The 18,694-nt window shown below is 65.0% G+C and carries 17 protein-coding genes; 4 read left to right on the top strand and 13 right to left on the bottom strand.

Features of this window, described 5'->3' with window-relative positions; translation table 11 throughout:
• Position 1: 1 nt before the first annotated feature.
• Positions 2 to 1,609 (top strand): thiamine pyrophosphate-binding protein, encoded by a 1,608-nt coding sequence (locus NUH88_RS12225; protein WP_257766690.1) that lies wholly within the window; start codon positions 2 to 4, stop codon positions 1,607 to 1,609.
• 146 nt (positions 1,610 to 1,755) lie between these two features.
• Here the strand turns inward: NUH88_RS12225 and NUH88_RS12220 are convergent, their stop codons facing one another.
• The 4 genes from NUH88_RS12220 to ftsE all read right to left on the bottom strand — a co-directional run bounded on the left by NUH88_RS12220 (position 1,756) and on the right by ftsE (position 6,665).
• On the bottom strand, positions 1,756 to 4,092 hold the full coding sequence (locus NUH88_RS12220) for an adenosylcobalamin-dependent ribonucleoside-diphosphate reductase (RefSeq protein ID WP_257766689.1): 2,337 nt from the start codon (positions 4,090 to 4,092) through the stop codon (positions 1,756 to 1,758).
• 128 nt (positions 4,093 to 4,220) lie between these two features.
• Positions 4,221 to 4,892 (bottom strand): YdcF family protein, encoded by a 672-nt coding sequence (locus tag NUH88_RS12215; RefSeq protein ID WP_257766688.1) that lies wholly within the window; start codon positions 4,890 to 4,892, stop codon positions 4,221 to 4,223.
• Entirely contained in the window at positions 4,889 to 5,794 is a 906-nt protein-coding gene (locus NUH88_RS12210; protein ID WP_257766687.1) for a cell division protein FtsX, read from the bottom strand. The genes NUH88_RS12215 and NUH88_RS12210 overlap by 4 nt, the downstream gene beginning before the upstream one ends.
• Before the next feature lie 4 nt (positions 5,795 to 5,798).
• Complete coding sequence (gene ftsE, locus NUH88_RS12205) at positions 5,799 to 6,665, bottom strand: cell division ATP-binding protein FtsE (RefSeq protein ID WP_372743518.1); 867 nt, start codon at positions 6,663 to 6,665, stop codon at positions 5,799 to 5,801.
• A gap of 61 nt (positions 6,666 to 6,726) precedes the next feature.
• On the opposite strand from ftsE, the gene NUH88_RS12200 reads away from it, so the two are divergent.
• Entirely contained in the window at positions 6,727 to 7,539 is an 813-nt protein-coding gene (locus tag NUH88_RS12200; RefSeq protein WP_257766686.1) for a zinc-ribbon domain-containing protein, read from the top strand.
• Here NUH88_RS12200 and NUH88_RS12195 read toward each other — a convergent pair whose 3' ends face one another.
• The 4 genes from NUH88_RS12195 to argH form a co-directional block, all read right to left on the bottom strand.
• The gene (locus tag NUH88_RS12195; RefSeq protein ID WP_257766685.1) at positions 7,540 to 10,197 is read right to left on the bottom strand and encodes a TIGR02302 family protein; all 2,658 of its coding nucleotides are present in this window, start codon (positions 10,195 to 10,197) and stop codon (positions 7,540 to 7,542) included.
• Positions 10,198 to 10,356: 159 nt separating this feature from the next.
• On the bottom strand, positions 10,357 to 11,613 hold the full coding sequence (gene lysA / locus NUH88_RS12190) for a diaminopimelate decarboxylase (RefSeq protein ID WP_257766684.1): 1,257 nt from the start codon (positions 11,611 to 11,613) through the stop codon (positions 10,357 to 10,359).
• A gap of 20 nt (positions 11,614 to 11,633) precedes the next feature.
• A complete protein-coding gene (locus NUH88_RS12185; RefSeq protein WP_257766683.1) occupies positions 11,634 to 11,780 on the bottom strand; it encodes a hypothetical protein in 147 nt (48 codons plus the stop codon).
• Between the two features lie 21 nt (positions 11,781 to 11,801).
• Positions 11,802 to 13,217: an argininosuccinate lyase gene (gene argH, locus NUH88_RS12180; protein ID WP_257766682.1), complete on the bottom strand. Its 1,416-nt coding sequence runs from the start codon at positions 13,215 to 13,217 to the stop codon at positions 11,802 to 11,804.
• A gap of 15 nt (positions 13,218 to 13,232) precedes the next feature.
• Here argH and NUH88_RS12175 point away from each other — a divergent pair, with 15 nt between their 5' ends.
• Entirely contained in the window at positions 13,233 to 13,802 is a 570-nt protein-coding gene (locus tag NUH88_RS12175) for a TlpA disulfide reductase family protein (RefSeq protein WP_257766681.1), read from the top strand.
• A 49-nt stretch (positions 13,803 to 13,851) separates the two neighbouring features.
• Positions 13,852 to 14,886 carry a TAXI family TRAP transporter solute-binding subunit gene (locus NUH88_RS12170; RefSeq protein WP_257766680.1) on the top strand — a complete coding sequence of 345 codons (1,035 nt, stop codon included), beginning with the start codon at positions 13,852 to 13,854 and terminating at the stop codon, positions 14,884 to 14,886.
• A gap of 86 nt (positions 14,887 to 14,972) precedes the next feature.
• Here NUH88_RS12170 and NUH88_RS12165 read toward each other — a convergent pair whose 3' ends face one another.
• From NUH88_RS12165 to NUH88_RS12145, 5 genes are all read right to left on the bottom strand, one after another.
• Positions 14,973 to 15,200: a hypothetical protein gene (locus NUH88_RS12165; RefSeq protein WP_257766679.1), complete on the bottom strand. Its 228-nt coding sequence runs from the start codon at positions 15,198 to 15,200 to the stop codon at positions 14,973 to 14,975.
• 136 nt (positions 15,201 to 15,336) lie between these two features.
• Positions 15,337 to 16,212, bottom strand: coding sequence for a 3-hydroxybutyryl-CoA dehydrogenase (locus tag NUH88_RS12160; protein WP_257766678.1), 876 nt, complete (start codon positions 16,210 to 16,212; stop codon positions 15,337 to 15,339).
• A 101-nt stretch (positions 16,213 to 16,313) separates the two neighbouring features.
• Positions 16,314 to 17,249: an FAD-binding protein gene (locus NUH88_RS12155; RefSeq protein WP_257766677.1), complete on the bottom strand. Its 936-nt coding sequence runs from the start codon at positions 17,247 to 17,249 to the stop codon at positions 16,314 to 16,316.
• Positions 17,249 to 17,998: an electron transfer flavoprotein subunit beta/FixA family protein gene (locus tag NUH88_RS12150; protein WP_257766676.1), complete on the bottom strand. Its 750-nt coding sequence runs from the start codon at positions 17,996 to 17,998 to the stop codon at positions 17,249 to 17,251. The genes NUH88_RS12155 and NUH88_RS12150 overlap by 1 nt, the downstream gene beginning before the upstream one ends.
• A 126-nt stretch (positions 17,999 to 18,124) precedes the next feature.
• On the bottom strand, positions 18,125 to 18,694 hold the full coding sequence (locus NUH88_RS12145) for a cob(I)yrinic acid a,c-diamide adenosyltransferase (RefSeq protein ID WP_257766675.1): 570 nt from the start codon (positions 18,692 to 18,694) through the stop codon (positions 18,125 to 18,127).

Raw genomic sequence — 18,694 nt, 5'->3', positions numbered from 1 at the left:
GATGCGTGTTGCCGATGTGATTGCCCGCCGCCTTTACGAGGCGGGGGTCCGCTATGCCTTTGGCGTGCCGGGGGGCGAGGTGCTGACCCTGGTCGATGCGCTGGAGAAGGCCGGGATCCGCTTCCTGCTGGCGAAGCACGAGAACGCGGCCGGCTTCATGGCCGAAGGCGTCTGGCACATGACCGGTGCGCCGGGCGTGCTGGTCTGCACCGTCGGGCCGGGCGCGGCGAACGCGGTCAACGTCACCGCCAATGCCGAACAGGATAGGGTGCCGCTGATCGTGCTGACCGGCTGCGTCGATGGCGGCGAGGCGGTCACCTACAACCACCAGATCTTCGACCACACAAAGGTCTTCGGCCCGGTCACCAAGGCAAGTGTCACGGTGCCGGCGGAGAATGCCGACGCGCTGATCGACAAAATGGTGCGGCTCGCGTTGGCCGACCGGCCGGGCCCGGTGCATCTCGACCTGCCCATCGCCGTCGCCGACGCGGAGGTTCCCGAGGCGAAACCGGTGCGCCGCCCCGCCCCGCTGCCTGCAACCCCCGCGCCGGGACCGGAGCTGGAGGCCGCCCGCGCCGCGCTGGCGAAGGCGGAGCGGCCGCTGATCGTCGCCGGGCTCGACGTGGTCAATCAGGAAGCGTCAGACACATTGGCGGATTTCGCCCACAAGTTCGGCGCGCCGGTGATCGCCAGCTACAAGGCGAAGGGCGTGCTGCCGGAGGACGATCCGCTTGCCCTCGGCGGCGCCGGCTTGTCGCCACTCGCCGACAGGCACCTGAAGCCGGTGATCGAGCAGGCCGATTTCATCCTGCTCGCCGGCTACGACCCGATCGAAATGCGGACCGGCTGGCGCAATCTCTGGGACCCGGAGCGGCAAACCGTCGTCGAACTTCTGGCGGCGCCGGAATATTCCTACATGCACACGGCCTCCATGACGTTCCACGCGCATGTCGGCGAGAGCCTGGAGACGCTCGGCGATGGCGTGGAACCGCGCGCGACCTGGCCGGGCTCCGTCATCGCCGATACCCGCTCCGCGCTCGCCGGCGCCTTCGGCCAGAACGAGGCCTGGGGCCCGGCGGCGATCACTACGACGGTGCGCGCCAACACCCCGCCCGAGACCGTGCTGACCGTGGATAGCGGCGCCCACCGCATCCTCGCGAGCCAGGTCTGGGAGGCGCAGGTGCCGCACGCGGTGCTGCAATCGACCGGCCTCTGCACCATGGGCTGCGCCCTGCCGCTCGCCACCGGCGCCAAGCTCGCCGCCCCGGATCGCGCCGTGGTCGCCTTTACCGGCGACGGCGGGCTGGAGATGGTGCTGGGCGAGCTGGTGACGCTCCGCGACCTGAAGCTGCCGGTCATCGTCGTCGTCTTCGTCGACGCCTCGCTCGCCCTGATCGAGAAGAAGCAGCGCGAAATGCGCTACGGCAATGCCGGGGTCGATATGCAGGAGACCGACTTCGTCGCCATCGCCGAAGCGCTCGGCGGCATCGGGGTGTTCTGCGAGGACCGGGAAACGCTCGCGACCGCGATCCGCACCGGCCTCGAAGCCGACACCTTAACCCTCTGCGCCTGCCGGATCGACCGGCAGAGCTATGACGGGCGGATCTAGCTCTTAGCGCCAATCCAATAAACAGTCGTCATCCCCATGCAAATGGGGACCCAGGGAAGACGAGCTGAACCCTACGATCCCTAGGTCCCCGCTTTCGCGGGAATGACGGCCTGATTTGGGAGATCAGGTGAAGTGCGGCTAACCCCTCACCCGCACTTCGAGTATCCGCAGGAGGTGCACAAATCGCACCCTTCCTGCTTCATCAGCGAGACGGAGGCGCAGCTCGGGCACTGGTTCGGGACCGGGCCGCCGGCGGCCGGACCGTCATTCACCGCGACCGCCTTCTTCTTGTCGCCGAAATCCATTTCCAGCGTGTCCGGGTCCTTCAGGAAGCCGATCGCGTGCAGGTGCTGCTCGATCACCTCGCCGATGGCCGCGAGCAGGGAGGGCACGTATTTGCCGCCCATCCAGCAGCCGCCGCGCGGATCGAACACCGCCTTCAGCTCCTCGACCACGAAGGAGACGTCGCCGCCGCGCCGGAACACCGCGCTCACCATGCGGGTCAGCGCCAGGGTCCAGGCGTAATGCTCCATGTTCTTGGAATTGATGAAGACCTCGAACGGACGCCGGCGGCCGGCCTGGATCACGTCGTTGATGGTGATGTAGATCGCGTGGTTACTCTCCGGCCACTTGATCTTGTAGGTCTTGCCCGGCAGTTCCTCCGGCCGGTCCAGCGGCTCGGACATGTAGACCACATGCGGGTCGAGCGCGGGATCGGTCTTGGCAGCGGCAACCGGCGCGGACTCGTTCGTGTTCGCCGGCGCTTTCGCGTCGGCCTTCTTCTTGTCGTCGGAGACGCTCAGCACCGAGCCGGTGATCTCGTTCGGACGGTAGGTCGTGCAGCCCTTGCAGCCCTGCTCGTAGGCCGAGAGATAGACATCCTTGAAGTCTTCGAAGGAGATGTCGACCGGCACGTTGATGGTCTTGGAGATCGAGCTGTCGATGTATTTCTGCACCGCCGCCTGCATGGCGACATGGTCCTTCGGCTCCAGCGTCTGGGCATTGACGAAGGCGTCGGTCAGCTCCGCCTCTTCGCCTTTGATATGGCGGTAGAGCCGGTAGGCATAGTCCGAGACCTCCTCGGTCTTGCGGCTGCCATCCGGCATCAGAACGGTGCGGTCATAGGCGAAGCTGAAGACCGGCTCGAGGCCGGAGGAGACATTGTCGGCGACGAGCGAGATAGTGCCGGTCGGCGCGATCGAGGTCAGCAGGGCGTTGCGGATGCCATGCTCGGCAATCGCGTCCTGCACGTCCCGGTCCAGCTCCTTCACCGATTCGCTCGCGAGATACTTTTCCTTATCGAAGAGCGGGAAAGCGCCCTTTTCCTTGGCGAGGTCCACCGAGGCGAGATAAGCGTGGCGGCGCAGCGCGGCCATCCACTTCTCCGTCGCTTCCACCGCTTCCGTGGAGCCGTAGCGCAGCCCGCAGAAGATCAGGGCGTCGGCAAGCCCGGTGACGCCGAGACCGATCCGGCGCTTGGTTTCCGCCTCGTGCTTCTGCTCGGGCAGCGGAAACTTCGAGGCGTCGACCACATTGTCCATCATGCGGACGGCGAGCGGCACGACGCGGGCAAGCTCGTCCAGATCCAGCTCCGCATTCTCCTCGAACGGGTTCTTCACGAAGCGGGCGAGGTTGATCGAGCCCAGCAGGCAGGCGCCGTAGGGCGGCAGCGGCTGCTCGCCGCAGGGGTTCGTGGCGGCGATGGATTCGCAGTAATGCAGGTTGTTCCGCTTGTTGATGCGGTCGATGAAAATCACGCCCGGCTCAGCATAGGCATAGGTCGCGGCCATGATCTTGTCCCAGAGCTCGCGCGCCTGGATCGTTTTGTAGACCGTGCCGTCGAAAACGAGATCCCAGGGCTCATCCTCTTTCACCGCTTCCATGAAAGGATCGGTCGCGAGCACCGAGAGATTGAACATGCGCAGCCGCGCCGGATCCTGCTTGGCCTCGATGAAGGCCTCGACGTCCGGGTGGTCGCAGCGCAGGGTCGCCATCATCGCGCCGCGGCGTGAGCCCGCGCTCATAATGGTGCGGCACATCGCATCCCAGACATCCATGAAGGAGAGCGGGCCGGAGGCGTCCGCGCCGACCCCGTGCACGCGTGCGCCGCGCGGACGGATGGTCGAGAAGTCATAGCCGATGCCGCCGCCCTGCTGCATCGTCAGCGCCGCTTCCTTCAGCGCCTCGAAAATCCCGGCCATGTCGTCCGGAATCGTTCCCATAACGAAACAGTTGAACAGTGTGACCTGCCGCCCGGTACCGGCGCCCGCGAAGATGCGGCCGGCGGGCAGATAGCGGAAATCCTCCAGCGCGGAATAGAACTTCTCCGTCCAGACCTCCGGATCCTTCTCGACCGCGGCGAGCGAGCGCGCCACGCGCTGCCAGCTCTCCTCGATCGTGCGATCGACAGGCTCGCCGTCGGGGGTCTTCAGGCGGTACTTCATGTCCCAGATCTGCTGGGAAATCGGCGCAATGGACGTCATTCCGGTCGTGTCCGTCTCGTTCTTTGAAACACTATATCTTGTGAGCACTCACAGCGGACGCACAACATATATGCGACTTGTTCCGAAGTCTATCATTTGGAACGCCGTCATGCGACTAGAAGTGACTCCTATCCGGGCATCAAGCGCCGCGCCGTCACCCGGAGCCACGCCGCCTGATATTTGACGAACTCCGAGAACATGAGCAGCCGCGAGTCGGGCGAGGTCCACCAGTCCGTCAGGCCCGGCGCAGCCGGGCGAACCGGATATTCGTGGATCTCGATCTCCGGCATGGCGGCGTGGAACTCCATCGCCGAGCGCGCCATGTGATAGGTCGAGGTGACCAGAATCATCGAGCGGTATCCGCCCGATTTCATCCAGGCCGCCGCCTCCTCGGCATTGCCGATCGTGTCGTGCGCGCCGTAGCCGAGCGCGATGCAGCAGGCCATGAGCTGCGGATCGACGGAAATCCCGCTCTCGGACATTGCCGCCCGGAAGGCCGGAGGGCCAACGATATCGTTCACCCCGGTCACCAGCAGGGCGCGGGCACGCCCATCGAGCAGCAGCGAGACCGCAACCGGCACTCGCCGGCTGCCGCCGGTCAGAACCACGATGGCATCCGCCTTGAGGTCCACGCGGGGCGCGTCCTCCGGCATGGCGGCAAGAAACCAGAGAAAACCGCCGATCCAGAGCAGAGTGACGGCGACCGCACCGATTGCGGCGCGCAGCAGCCAGGCCCGGACCGAAACGGTCAGAAACCCCGTCCCGCCGGTCTGGGTTCCGTCGCGCTGCCCGGCGCTCACGGGTTCAACTTTCGGAGCGCGCCGAGCACCGAGAACCGCGCCGCGATCCAGGCGACGAAGGCGACCAGCAAAGGCGCTGCGACGATCAAGGCCCACTCGACGGCATCCGCCGGAAGGCCGCCGACGACCGCGCCGAGCAGGCCCGGGCTGCGCGCCGCCGACGGATCGAGTAATGCCGACATTGCAGCCAGGGTCCCGAGCGCCAGCAAGGCTCCGACGGCGCCTCCGCGCAACGCCATCTTCAGAACGTGGGCCTGAAACTCGGACGCGATATAGCCGTCCCGGGCGCCGATCAGATGCAGGATCGAGATCACCTCGCGGTGAATCGAAACCGAAGTGCGCACCGCGAAGATGACCGCAATGACAGAGGCCCCCATCACCAGCACGAGCACTGTGAGTCCCATCGCCTCCACGGCCCGGGTCAACCTTGCGACATGTCCCATCCAGCGGCTGTGCGCATCGACCGTGACCCCGGGATAGAGCTCGGCGAGCCGTTTCTCGAATTGCGGCAGAGCGGCGGCGGGAGATTGCGCGAAATGCAGGTCGAAAAGCCTTGGCAGCGGGAGGTCGCGGACCAGATCCGGCCCGATCCATGGCGCCAGCAGGTCGGCGCTCTCCGCCGGGTCGACCCGCTGCAGCCGCGACAGATCCGGCAGTCCGCGCATCATGCGGATCGCCTGCTCCATCTTCCTGGTGTCGTCCACATCCGGATCGGCGGCGGGGATCTGTACCGTGACCACGCTGGCGAGCGCGAAGTCCCAGCGCGCCGCCAGCCGGTGCGAGGTCACCGCCCCCACTGTCGCCAGCACCGCGAAATAGCACATGATGCCGAGCAGCCACGGCAGGTAGCGGGCGGACGGATCCTCGGAAAGCGGAATGTCGCCGCGCGCAATCAGCGCCATCGCCTCACCCTCCCCGCTGCCGCTCGGCCGGACTGTCGCCGACCGGGCGCGGGACCGGACGGCGCATCCCCGGCCCGCGCACCATCGAGACGCGGCCGTCCTCGACATTCAGACAGGAATAGGAGAATCGCTCGACCAGAGCCCGGTTGTGGGTCGCGATCAGCACCGTGGTACCCATCTTGTGCAGCTCCTCGAAGAGATAGAGCAAGCGCACGGCGACCCCATCGTCGACATTGCCCGTCGGCTCGTCCGCCAGCAGCAGCTGCGGGCGGCCGATCACCGCCCGGGCGATGGCCACGCGCTGCTGCTGGCCGCCGGACAGGGTATGCGGCAGGGCGTCGAGATGGCCGGAGAGCCCGACCCATTCCAGAAGCTCGGGCACATATTCGCGAATCGCCGATTCGCGCGCGCCCGCGATCCGGAGCGGCAGCGCCACATTGTCGAGGGCGCTCAGATGCGGGATCAGCCGGAAGTCCTGAAAAACGATGCCGATACGCCGGCGCAGCGCCGGAATGCCGTCGCGGGAAATCGCCTCGGCGTTCTCTCCAAAGAGCGAGAGCCGCCCGCGGGATGGCTTCAGGCCGAGATACATCAGCTTGAGAAGGCTGGATTTTCCGGCCCCGCTGGCCCCGGTGATGAACTGGAAGGAACCTTCCTCGACCGCGAAACTGACATCGCGCAGGATGGCCGGGCTCCCGGGATAGCGGAGTTCCACTCTGTCAAACTGGATCACGGCGCGCCGCGCCTCCCTCACCCGGTTGCCGGACGCCCCCAATGCGGCCGGTATCGCTCCGTCCCATGATTTCAGATCGCCGTCGCCATGAAAAGTGCGGGCCGGGCCAAAGCTGTGGCAGCAGTATGCGGCCTGCACGGCTTTGTCCTATACTACCGCGCGAGAGAGTGTACGACGGCCCCTTGGACACGCGAGCCCCATGAAAGTCAGCTGCCCCGAATGCGCCCAGCATTTCAGCGTGCCGGACAAGGCGATCGGCCCCAAGGGCCGCAAGCTCCGGTGCAGCCAGTGCGGCCACCAGTGGCACCAGATGCTCGAGGCCGAGCCCGCCAAGAAGAAGCCGAAGCCCGCCCCGGCGGAGCCGGTTCTTGAAGCTCCGGGCGAGGCTCCCGCCGATGACGAGGACGCGGCGCCTTTCGCCCGCTTCGGCAGCGGCGAAGCCGACCCCGATGCACCGCCCGCCTTCGAGGAGGAGGACGGAGAAGAACACGAAGGCGTCTTCGGCGCACCGCCGATCCCGCGCGGCCGCATGCCTCTTTCGGGCAAGCCGAAGCGCGGACGGAAAGGCCTGATCGCGGCCGCCGCGGCGATATTGCTCGTCATCGGGCTCGGGACCCTGTTTGGCGCCCGCGCAGCCCTGGTCGGCGCCTGGCCGCCGATCGACCGGCTGTACCAGTCGGTCGGCCTCGGCGTACCGGTCATCGGTGAAGGACTGGTGATCCAGAATGTCGGCGCCTGGCGCAAGGCCGAAGAATCGATCGAATTGCTGGTAATCCGCGGCGAGGTGCGCAATCCGACCGAGCAGTTGCAGACCGTGCCGACCCTTTCCGGCAGGCTGACCGGTGCGCAGGGCGACATCATGCAGGAATGGCTTTTTCAGGCGGAGAACCAGGTGATTTTGCCGGGCGAGAAGACGACTTTCGAATATGAATTGCCGCAGCCCGGAGCGGATGCCGCCGAAGTGACGGTGACCTTCTCGGAACGCGCGCTCGGCGGCGGGCTCGGCTACTGATCAGAACCGCTTGAGCAGCCGCTCGATATAGTCCAGCTCGAGGGTCGGACGGGAGCGGTCGCCGGAGCGTTCCCGAAGCTCGTCGAAGATCCGGCGCGCACGCTGGATATCGGTCTCCGCCGGGATCTCCACATCGCTGTTGTCGTTGAAGCCGTAGCCGGTGCGGCGGCGGTTCAGCGGATCGCCGTCGTCGAAATCGAGATCGTCATCCTCGCCGGCCTGCGCATTCGGGTTTTCCTGGCCCTGGCCGTTGGCCATCTCGCGCAAAGCCTCGTTCAGGGTGTCGGCGCCCTGGCGCATCTGGCTCAGCGCATCGCCCTGCGGCCCGACCGCCTGCCCGGGCGCATTCTCGCCGAGCGCTTCCGTCGCGTCACGCATCGATTGCTCGGCCTGCCCGAAGCCTTCCGGGATCTGGCCGAGTCCCTCGCCGACTTTGCGCATGAACTCGCCGAGCTGCTTGCGCAAACGCTCCTGCATCTCCGCAAGCTCCGCCGCGAGTTCCTCGGCACTCATCTCGCCACCGCCGTCGCCCGGCGACTGACCTGGCATCGGCTGTTGACCCTGCTGCCCCTGTTGACCGGGTCGCTGCCCCGGCATCTGGCCCGGGCGCTGCCCGCGCTGGGATTGCTGGCCCGGCATCTGTCCGCGCTGGCGCTGGCCTTCCTTGAATGTGCGATCCATCAGCTCGCGCTGCTGCTGCGACAGCTCGTTCAGCTGCCGCATCATCTCCTGCAGGGCCTGCTGCTGCGGCGACATCTGCTGCTGCTGCATGCCCATACGCAGGTTCTCCATCATCTGCTGGAGCTGCGAGAGCATCTGGCGCGCCGCATCCCGCGCGCCGGTCTTCGCCATGTCCTTCATCTGATCGAGCATCTTCATCAGGTCGTCCCGGCGCAGCATCTGGTTCGGGTCGACCTGCTGGCGCTCCATCTGGTCGCCGCGCTGAGCCTGTTTCATCATCTGCTCGGCCATGGCCTGGAGATACTTGTCGATCGCCTGGCGCATCTCCTCCATCAGGCGCTCGATCTCCTCGTCGCTTGCATCGCCGGCGAGCGCTTCCTGCAGCTTGCGCTCGATCTCCCGCAGATCACGTAGCGCCGTCGAGACATCGCCGTCCTCGATCCGGAGCGCGACGTCCCAGAGCAGTTTCTGCAACGCCTCGATCCCCTCGGCGTCCGGCGCCTTGAAATAGAGTCGGCTGGCGGCGGATTTCAGGCCGAGAAAAACGACCGTGTCATGGAAATAGTGATGCGGCCGTGCGGCGAGCGTCAGCAGGATCTCCGAAATGTCGATCCGCTCCTCCGGCTCCGTGACCAGTCTTTTCCGCTGTTCGATCACGGCGCGCGCGACCGGATGGGTAAAGGCCCGTTCCGGCAGAAGCATGTCGACCGGATCGCTCGCGCCCGTCTGGCCGATATCGTCCTCGGCCTCAAGCGTGATCCGCACCTGCTGGCCGGCCCACGGATGCGGGGTGAGGTCGCTGAAGCTGCGCCCGGCGATATTCTTCCGTTCGCCGGAAACGGCCGGCATGACGATCTCGATCGGATCGTCTGTCGTCACAGCGCCTTCCTCCAGCCGGTGGATCCGGGCCCTGACGACCGTTACGCCATAGTCGTCCTTCGCCTCGTAGCGCATGACCAGCGCGTTGCGCTCGGAGGATGCCGGCGCCTCGGGGAAGGAGACACTCGGCGCCAGATCCGGGAGTACGTTGATCTGCCAGGCCGCCAGTGCGTCGCCGTCCTGGGTCACCGAAAGGCGCGTGCCACGGGAGATCGGCGCCTGGATCTGATGGCTTTCCGGAGCAATCGTTTCGAATGCGACTCGTTCGGAGCGGCCTTCAAGAGCACCTTCGGCGCTCTTGTCCGCAGTTCCCGCCTCGGTTCCGTCCTCGATTACCAGGACCGGCGTCTCCTCACCGCCATTGACGGTCGCGAGGAACCGGCTGCCGACCGGAATGGCGATCGTTTCCGGCTCGGCCTCGACCGCATCGTCGGCCGCCGCGACGGGGCGGGTCAGCAGGATCGGAGGACGACCTGTATAGTCCGGCGGGCTCACCCAGACATCGGCAAGAGAGACCGCGCCCGGCCCGGTGCCGCTAAGGTCCGGCAACATCGCGGCGCGCAGACGCTCGCCCGGATTCTGCCATCCCGCGACAAGACCGAGGATCAGCACCAGACCGACGACGACGCGGGCGCCGAACGGGTCCGCGACCGCCGCCACCGGAGCGGGACTTCCGACACGCACACGCGCCCGGACATCGCCGAGGCGTTTGAGATAGGCGCGCCACAGTGCATTCTCGGTGCGGCCGCCCCCGGCGACCGCGTCGCTCAGGGCCGAAAGCGGGCGGTGCTTCAGCCCGGACCAGCTCTCCAGCCGGCGCAGGATGCGGTCCTCGTCCGGCCAGGAAAAATCGCGCATGGCGGTGCGGAGCGACCAGAGGAACAGGATCAGGAAGAGCGCGAGCAGGCCCGCCTGGAGCCACCCGCCGCTGATCTCACCCAGCGCCTGCGGCAGCTCGATCAGGGAAAGGCCGACGAACAGACCGATCAGGCCCAACGGCCATTTGAAGGCCGGGAAGAACTGCTCCCAGGCCAGCACGAAGCCGGCCATCCAGACCTTTATCGGGTAGGGCAGAAACGTCCGGGCACCGTCACGCATACAAAGACCCATCCCCGGCAGCTTGCCGTGTCTTGAGGGACGGATCCCGACCGCCTCCCCCGCTGGCCTCTCAACCCGCGGCGGCACGGGAACCTGTCGATCCCTGAATACTCCCCCGGACGCGCCCGGGGGGTCAAGGTTTTCGCTAGGAAAGGTGGTTCAGGCGAGGCCCTCTTCAAGGGCGAGCATCTCGTCGAATGTCTGCCGGCGGCGCACGGTACGGAAGCTGTCGCCCTCGACCATGACCTCCGGCGCCAGCGGACGCGAATTGTAGTTGGAGCTCATCACCGCACCGTAGGCGCCCGCCGATTTCAAGACGATAAGCGCCCCCTCGCCAACGTCTCCGAAGATCCGGCCACGGGCGAGATAGTCACCGCTCTCGCAGATCGGACCGACGATATCCGCAAGGCTTCCCGCCTCCCCGGCGGCTGCTTCGGCCACGGTGACAATGTCGTGATGGGCCTCGTAGAGGGTCGGACGAATCAGGTCGTTCATCGCCCCGTCCACGATTACGAATCGACGCTCGGCCCCGTGTTTGACGAAAAGGACCTTGGTCAGGAAGTAGCCTTCGTTGCCGACAAGGTAGCGCCCCGGCTCGATCGAGAGGCGGCAATCGAGATCGCCCACCGTCTCCTTCACGATGTCGGCATAGTCGGCGATATCCGGCGGTGCACTGCCGTCATAGGAGACGCCGATGCCGCCGCCGAGATCGAGGTGATCGACCACATGGCCTGCCTGGCGAAGCGCCAGCGTCGCACCGCGCAGACGCGCATAGGCGTCGCGATAGGGCGTGACGTCCATCAGCTGCGAGCCTATATGGACCGACATGCTGGTGAGCGAGACATTGTCGAGTGTCGCGGCCAGTTCGAACATCTCGGTCGCGCGGGCGATATCGATGCCGAACTTGTTCTCCTTGCGCCCGGTCGTGATCTTGGCGTGGGTCTTGGCATCCACGTCCGGATTGACCCGGATCGCCGCCGGCGCCACCACGCCCTTGGACGCGGCAACCCGGTTCAGCAGGCGCAGCTCGGGCTCGGATTCCACGTTGAACTGGTGGATTCCGGATTCCAGCGCGAAGGCGATCTCCTCTTCCGTCTTGCCGACGCCGGCGAAGACGATCTTGTCCGCCGGAACCCCGGCCCTGAGGCCGCGCGCCAGCTCACCGCCGGAAACCACGTCGACGCCCGCGCCGAGATCGCCGAACAGCTTGATCACAGCAAGGTTCGAATTGGCCTTGATGGCGTAATAGATCGATACCGGCAGGCCTTCTAGAGCCGTCTCCAGCGCGCGGTAGCGGGCCGTCATTCCGGCACTGGAATAAACGAAGGCGGGAGTGCCGACTTCCTTGGCGATACGCGCGAACGGAACCTGCTCGACATGCAGCGCGCCGTCCCGGTAGGACACTTGCTCACTCATTGACTGAAACCTTGATCTTCTTAGCTGGTCGGATAACTGCGCGGATAGTCGGACGGCTTGTCCTGCGGCGGTTTGAGATTGCCTTTCTTCCCGCACGCCGCCTGGGTCAGCGCCAGGCCCGCAAAAAGCAAGGCAAGCATTCCGATCCGTGTCATCCGTCTCAGCATGGCATCTCTCCCATTGGCTCCTCAGCCAAGGAACCGCTCCCGCGCCCTTGCGACCTGCTCGCGCACATTGGCCGGGGCGGTGCCGCCGTAGCTCGTCCGGCTGGAAACCGAGGCCTCTACCGTCAGCACCTCGAACACGCCCTCATGGATCTTCGGCTCGACCGCCTGCATGTCGGCAAGGCTGAGCGCCTCGATCCCGCAGCCCTTGTCCTCGGCCAGCTTGACGATGGTACCGGTGACATGGTGCGCACGGCGAAACGGCATGCCGATCGCCCGCACAAGCCAGTCGGCAAGGTCGGTCGCGGTCGGGAAACCATCCTTCAGCGAGGCACGCATGGCCTCCGGGTTGGCCTGCATGTCGCGGACCATGCCCGCGGTCGCAGCAATGCAGAGCCCGAGGGAGTCGACGGCATCGAACACGGGCTCCTTGTCCTCCTGCATGTCCTTACCGTAGGCGAGCGGCAGGCCTTTCATAACGATCAGCAATGCGTTGAGATCGCCGATGATGCGACCGGCCTTGGCCCGGACCAGTTCGGCCGCGTCCGGATTGCGCTTCTGCGGCATGATCGAGCTGCCGGTGGTGAAGGCGTCGGAGAGCTTGACGTAGTTGAACTGGGCGCTGGTCCAGATCACGAACTCTTCGGCGAGACGCGAGAAGTGGGTCGCGCAGATCGACATTGCGGAGAGGAACTCGAGCGCGAAATCCCGGTCCGAAACGGCGTCCAGCGAGTTCGCCGCCGGCCTGTCGAAGCCGAGCGCCGCGGCGGTCTTGTGCCGGTCGATCGGAAACGAGGTGCCGGCGAGCGCCGCCGCGCCGAGCGGGCATTCGTTCATCCGCGCACGGCAATCGCGGAAACGGCCGAGATCGCGCCCGAACATTTCGACATAGGCCAGCAGATGGTGGCCCAAGGTCACCGGCTGGGCCGTCTGCAGGTGCGTGAAACCAGGCATGACCACCTCGGCATTCTTCTCGGCCTGTTCCACCAGGGCGGAGATCAGCTGGGTCAGGCTGTCATCGACGGAGTCGAGCGCACCCCGGACCCAGAGCTTAAAGTCGGTCGCGACCTGATCGTTCCGCGAGCGCGCGGTGTGCAGGCGGCCTGCGGCATCGCCGATCAGTTCGGACAGGCGCGACTCCACATTCATGTGGATATCTTCCAGCGCGCGCGAGAATTTGAAGCTGCCGTCGCGGATCTCCGCGTCGATTTGCTCTAGACCGAGGCGGATCGCCTTACCATCTTCAGCGCTGAGCACACCCTGGGCGACCAGCATCTCGGCATGGGCGATCGAGCCCTGAATGTCCTGAGCCGAAAAGCGCTTGTCGAAGCCGATGGAGGCGTTGATCTCCTCCATGATCGCCGCCGGGCCGGACGCGAAGCGGCCGCCCCAGATCGTGCTGGCGCCTTCGTGCTGGGGGTCGTTGTGCCGTTTGTTCATTGAGGGAGATACCCTGTGTCCTGGATTACATCGATGACGGTCAAGACGATGGCGCTTGCCGGTCTGCTCGTCGCGGGACTGGCGGCCCTGGCCGTCGATGCCAGCGCCGAGCCGCCGCAGCGGGGCGATATGGTCAAGTTCGTGCCCGCCTCGGAAGACCGCTCCGCGCCGGACACCCCCTTCATAAGCGCCGATGGCGAGCCCATCAAGCTGGACTCGTATCGCGGGAAGACGGTTCTGGTGAATTTCTGGGCTACCTGGTGTCCGCCCTGCGTGAAAGAGCTCCCCTCGCTCGACCGACTCAACGCGGAACTGGCGGACAAGAACTTCGAGGTCGTCCTGGTATCCATCGACCGCGGCGGCGCACGCGTGTTCGAGCCGTTTCTGGAAAAGCTCGGGATCCGGGAGCTCCGCTCATCCGCCGACAGCAAGGCAGCCCTGATGCGGGCCTTCAAGGCGCCCGGCCTTCCGACCACCTACCTGATCGGACCCGACGGCACGATCAAAGGCCGGCTAGTCGGCGATGCAGAGTGGGATTCCGCAGCTGCGAAAGAGCTGATTATGTATTACACTTCAAACTCATAGTCGGTATAGTCGAGAGCAACCGACGCTTCCTGCCCGAAACCGGACGACGATGCCGCACCTCACCCGCCCGCACCTGACCCTTCTCGCGATGGTTCAGGCTGTGGTCCTTGCAGGCAACATGGCCTTCGCGGCCGGCACGGCGGCGGCGCAGGACAAGATGATCTTCTTCCAGATCGCAACCGGCGGCGTCGACGGTACCTATTATCCGCTCGGCACGGCAATCGCCAATGCAATCTCCCGTCCTCCGGGGTCGCCCGAGTGCGCCGAAGGCTCGATCTGCGGGGTGGAAAACCTGGTCGCCGCGGCACAAAGCTCAAGCGGTTCGGTCGACAATGTGGCCGCCGTCGATAGCGGCAGGATGAGTTCCGGATTCGCTCAGGCGGACATCGTCTATGCGGCCTATTTCGGTACGGGACCGTTCGACGGCCAGCCGCCGATGAAGAATATACGGGCGCTGGCGCATCTCTACCCGGAAGTACTGCATGTCCTGGTCCGGCGCGATGCCGGGATCGAGACGATCAACGATATGGTCGGCAAGCGGGTCTCGATCGACGAGCCGGGCTCCGGTCTTCTGGTGATGGTCCGGGACATCTTCGAGGCCTACGGCATCGATGAGAACCAGATGATCGCGTCCTACCTCAAGCCGGGGCCCGCAGTCGACATGCTGGTCCGCGATGAACTCGATGCATTGTTCCAGATCTCCGGAATGCCGAGCGAGCTCGTGGAGGTCACGGCCGAGGACAATGATGTCGACCTGCTGACGCTGGACGGGCCGAAGGTCAACGCCCTGCTCGACAAGCACAGGTTCCTCAGCCGCTACATCATTCCCGCCGACACGTATGAGAGTGTCGGAGAAGTCACCACGCTTTCGGTCGGAAGCCAGTGGATCGTCCCGGAAAGCATGCCGGAGCAATTGGTCTACGATATTTGCCGCGCCCTCTGGAACGAGGCCACGCTGGAAGCGCTCGCAACCGCCCATCCCCAGGGGCGGAATGTCAAGCCGGACTCTGCTCTCGACGGGATCGCGATCCCGTTACATAGCGGGGCAGAGCGCTGTTATCGCGATCTCGGTATCCTGCACTAGGCGCATACGGACCGAGAAATCGGCGGCTCGATAAGAGCGTCGCCGGCTGCCAGACCCCCGACAACAGCGCTACTAACCTCTCTCTGTCAGTGCACCGAGAACATCTGGGCTTCGTAAATGGCGCGCCCCTTGATTCTTTTTCTTGTGTAGAGGTCGAGATTATCGAACCGCTGCTGGGCGAAAATCCGGTCGATCGCACTGCCCGAGTGGACAGCAGTACTGAGCGCGAGAGCCACCTGGCTCTCCCGGCCGGTTATGTCAGCGACGGATATCTGGAGAAGGCGCAATGCCTTTTCGGCAACCGTATCGGTCATTGGTAGGATCCTTCCTTCTAAAGGATATATTTCCCGCCTTTTTGGCAGGCTCGTAAGAATTATATAAAATTCGATCTAATTGCAAGGAAATTCCTGCCTACCCGGCAAATATTTCCCGGCGACAGATCCGAGCGGGTCAGCGCGTCGGCACCGGCTCCTCGCCCGAATAGTCGTAGAAGCCACGGCCGGTCTTCCGCCCGAGCCAGCCGGCCTCGACATATTTCACCAGCAGAGGGCACGGACGGTACTTGCTGTCCGCCAGCCCGTCATAGAGCACATGCATCACCGCAAGGCAGGTATCGAGACCGATGAAATCGGCGAGCTGCAGCGGTCCCATCGGGTGATTGGCCCCGAGACGCAACGCGGTGTCGATGGAATGGACCGAGCCGACGCCCTCATAGAGCGTGTAGATCGCCTCGTTGATCATCGGCAGCAGGATCCGGTTCACGATGAAGGCCGGGAAATCCTCGGCGACGGAGACCGTTTTTCCGAGCGCTTCCGCCAACCGCTTCACCGTCTCGAACGTGTCCTGCTCCGTCGCGATGCCGCGGATCAGTTCGACCAGCTGCATGGCCGGGACCGGGTTCATGAAATGCATGCCCATGAACCGGCCGGGCCGGTCGGTCACGGCGGCAAGACGGGTGATCGAGATCGACGAGGTATTGGTGGCGATGATCGCACTCTCGGAGAGATACGGCACCAGGGTTTTCAGGATCTCCCGCTTGATCGACTCGTCCTCGGTCGCCGCCTCGACGACGAGGTCGCAATCCTTGAAGATCGCGTAGTCGGTCCCGGTCGCTATGCGCCCGAGCGCCGCCGCGACATCGCCCTCGGCGACTTTCCCGCGGGCGGCCTGACGGTTCATGTCGCGGTCGATCTTCTCGACCGCAGCGGAGAGCCGTTCCTGTTCAATGTCGAGGAGGTGGACGTCGAGGCCGGCAAGCGCGCTCACATGCGCGATCCCGCTGCCCATTTGCCCGGCTCCGATCACACCGACGGTGCGCACGTCCATATCTGCTCTCCCCGCTCTATCGGGGCACCGGCCGGGCGGCCGGCCGGTGCCGGGACGCATGGGACGCCCGGCACCGGTTAGCTGTCAAGTACTAGCGGCTCTTAGCCGTCCAGTGCCTTGCTGAGTTCCGGCACGGCCTCGAACAGATCCGCGACGAGGCCGTAATCGGCGACCTGGAAGATCGGCGCTTCCTCGTCCTTGTTGATCGCGACGATGACCTTGCTGTCCTTCATTCCGGCAAGGTGCTGGATCGCGCCGGAGATCCCGACCGCGATATAGAGTTCCGGCGCAACGACCTTGCCGGTCTGGCCGACCTGGTAGTCGTTCGGCACGAAACCGGCATCGACCGCCGCACGGGAGGCGCCGACGGCGGCACCCAGCTTGTCCGCGACCTCTTCCAGCATGGCGAAGTTCTCGCCGTTCTGCATGCCGCGGCCACCGGAGATGACGATCTTGGCGGAAGTCAGTTCAGGACGTTCGGAGCTGCTGAGTTCGGCCCCGACATAGGAGGTCAGACCGGCATCGCCCTTCGCGTCGGCGGCTTCAACAGCGCCCGAACCGCCCTCGGCGGCAGCGGCGTCAAACGCCGTGGTACGGACGGTGATGACCTTGACCGCGTCGGAGGACTTTACGGTCGCCATGGCGTTGCCGGCATAGATCGGACGCACGAAGGTATCCGCGTCGACGACAGCGGAGATCTCGGAGATCTGCTGCACGTCGAGCAGTGCCGCCGCGCGCGGCAGCACGTTCTTGCCGAAGCTCGTCGCCGGGGCGAGGACATGGCTGTAGCCGGATGCGAGTGCGACGACCAGCGGCGCGACGTTCTCGGCAAGACCGTTGGCATATTCCGCGGCATCCGCATGCAGAACCTTGGAAACGCCGGCGATTTTGGCAGCGGCATCGGCCGCCGCGGAGGAGCCGCTGCCGGCAACCAGCACGGTGACGTCGCCGCCGATCTGGCCGGCCGCGGTTACGGTGTTCAGGGTGGCGGGAGCGATTTCCGAATTATCGTGTTCGGCAACGACGAGAACGCTCATCAGATCACCTTTGCTTCATCGCGAAGTTTGGACACCAGTTCGGCAACGTCGGCGACGGTCACGCCAGCCTCGCGCTTGGCCGGCTCCTCGACCTTCAGGGTTTCGAGGCGTGGCGCCGGATCGACACCGAGATCGGCCGGCGTCATCTGATCGATCGGCTTCTTCTTCGCCTTCATGATGTTCGGCAGCGACGCGTAGCGCGGCTCGTTCAGACGAAGGTCCGTCGTGACGATGGCCGGCAGCTTGACCGAAATCGTCTCGAGACCACCGTCGATCTCGCGGGTGACCTTGGCTTCGCCGGATCCCATTTCGATCTTGGAGGCGAAGGTGGCCTGACCCCAGCCGAGCAGCGCGGCCAGCATCTGGCCGGTCTGGTTGGCATCGTCGTCGATCGCCTGCTTGCCGAGAATGACCAGCTCCGGCTGCTCCTTCTCAACAACGGCCTTCAGCATCTTGGCGACGGCCAAAGGCTCGAGATCGCCATCGTGCTGGACATGGATGCCACGGTCCGCGCCCATCGCGAGGGCGGTGCGGATCGTTTCCTGGCACTGCTGGACGCCGAGCGAGACGGCGACGACCTCGGTCGCGGTGCCGGCTTCCTTCAGGCGGATCGCCTCTTCGACGGAGATTTCGTCGAAGGGGTTCATGGACATCTTGACGTTGGCGAGTTCGACCCCAGTCTGGTCCGCCTTCACGCGAACCTTGACGTTGTAGTCGATGACCCTTTTAACGGGTACGAGAACCTTCATGGCGACCCCGTGGGAAATTTCAGTTTCATCTAAGGCAGCACGGTCATAGGCGAAGCGATTTTCGCCTGTCAAGCTAACCCCGCCAAGTTCTGACCTCTAAGCGACATCAGCCAAAGTCTTATCATTTCAGCGGTTTTTACCCGGGACCCAGAGAACGTCCGCCGCACCGTCATCATTGATGTGCCGAGCAAGCACGAACAAATGGTCCGAAAGACGGTTGGCGTACTTGATCGCCTCGCCGCCAACCGGCTCCTCCTCGGCAAGTGCCGTCATGGTACGTTCCGCCCGCCGGATCACGGTACGCGCGAGGTGGAGATAGGAGGCGGCCGGTTTTCCGCCCGGAAGAATAAAGGAATCAAGCGGTTTCAGGTTCCCGTTGAGAGCGTCGATCTCCTGCTCGAGACGCTCGACCTGGGCGGCGCAGATGCGCAAGGGCTCCCATTTCGGATTTTCCTGCTCCGGCGTTGCCAGATCCGCGCCCAGATCGAACAGATCGTTCTGGATGCGGGCCAACATCGCATCCACCTCCGGATCACCTGAGGTGTGCAGACGGGCGAGACCAATCACGCTGTTGGCCTCGTCCACCGTTCCGTAGGCTGCGGGACGCAGAGAATGCTTCTTCACCCGGCTGCCGTCGCCGAGCGAGGTCTCTCCGGCATCCCCTCCGCGGGTATAGATTTTGGTCAGCCGGACCAT

The sequence above is a fragment of the Nisaea acidiphila genome (genome assembly GCF_024662015.1).
Lineage (GTDB): Bacteria > Pseudomonadota > Alphaproteobacteria > Thalassobaculales > Thalassobaculaceae > Nisaea > Nisaea acidiphila.
The sequence above is the reverse complement of the archived record's forward strand: the minus strand, read 5'-3'. Positions and strand labels throughout refer to the sequence as shown.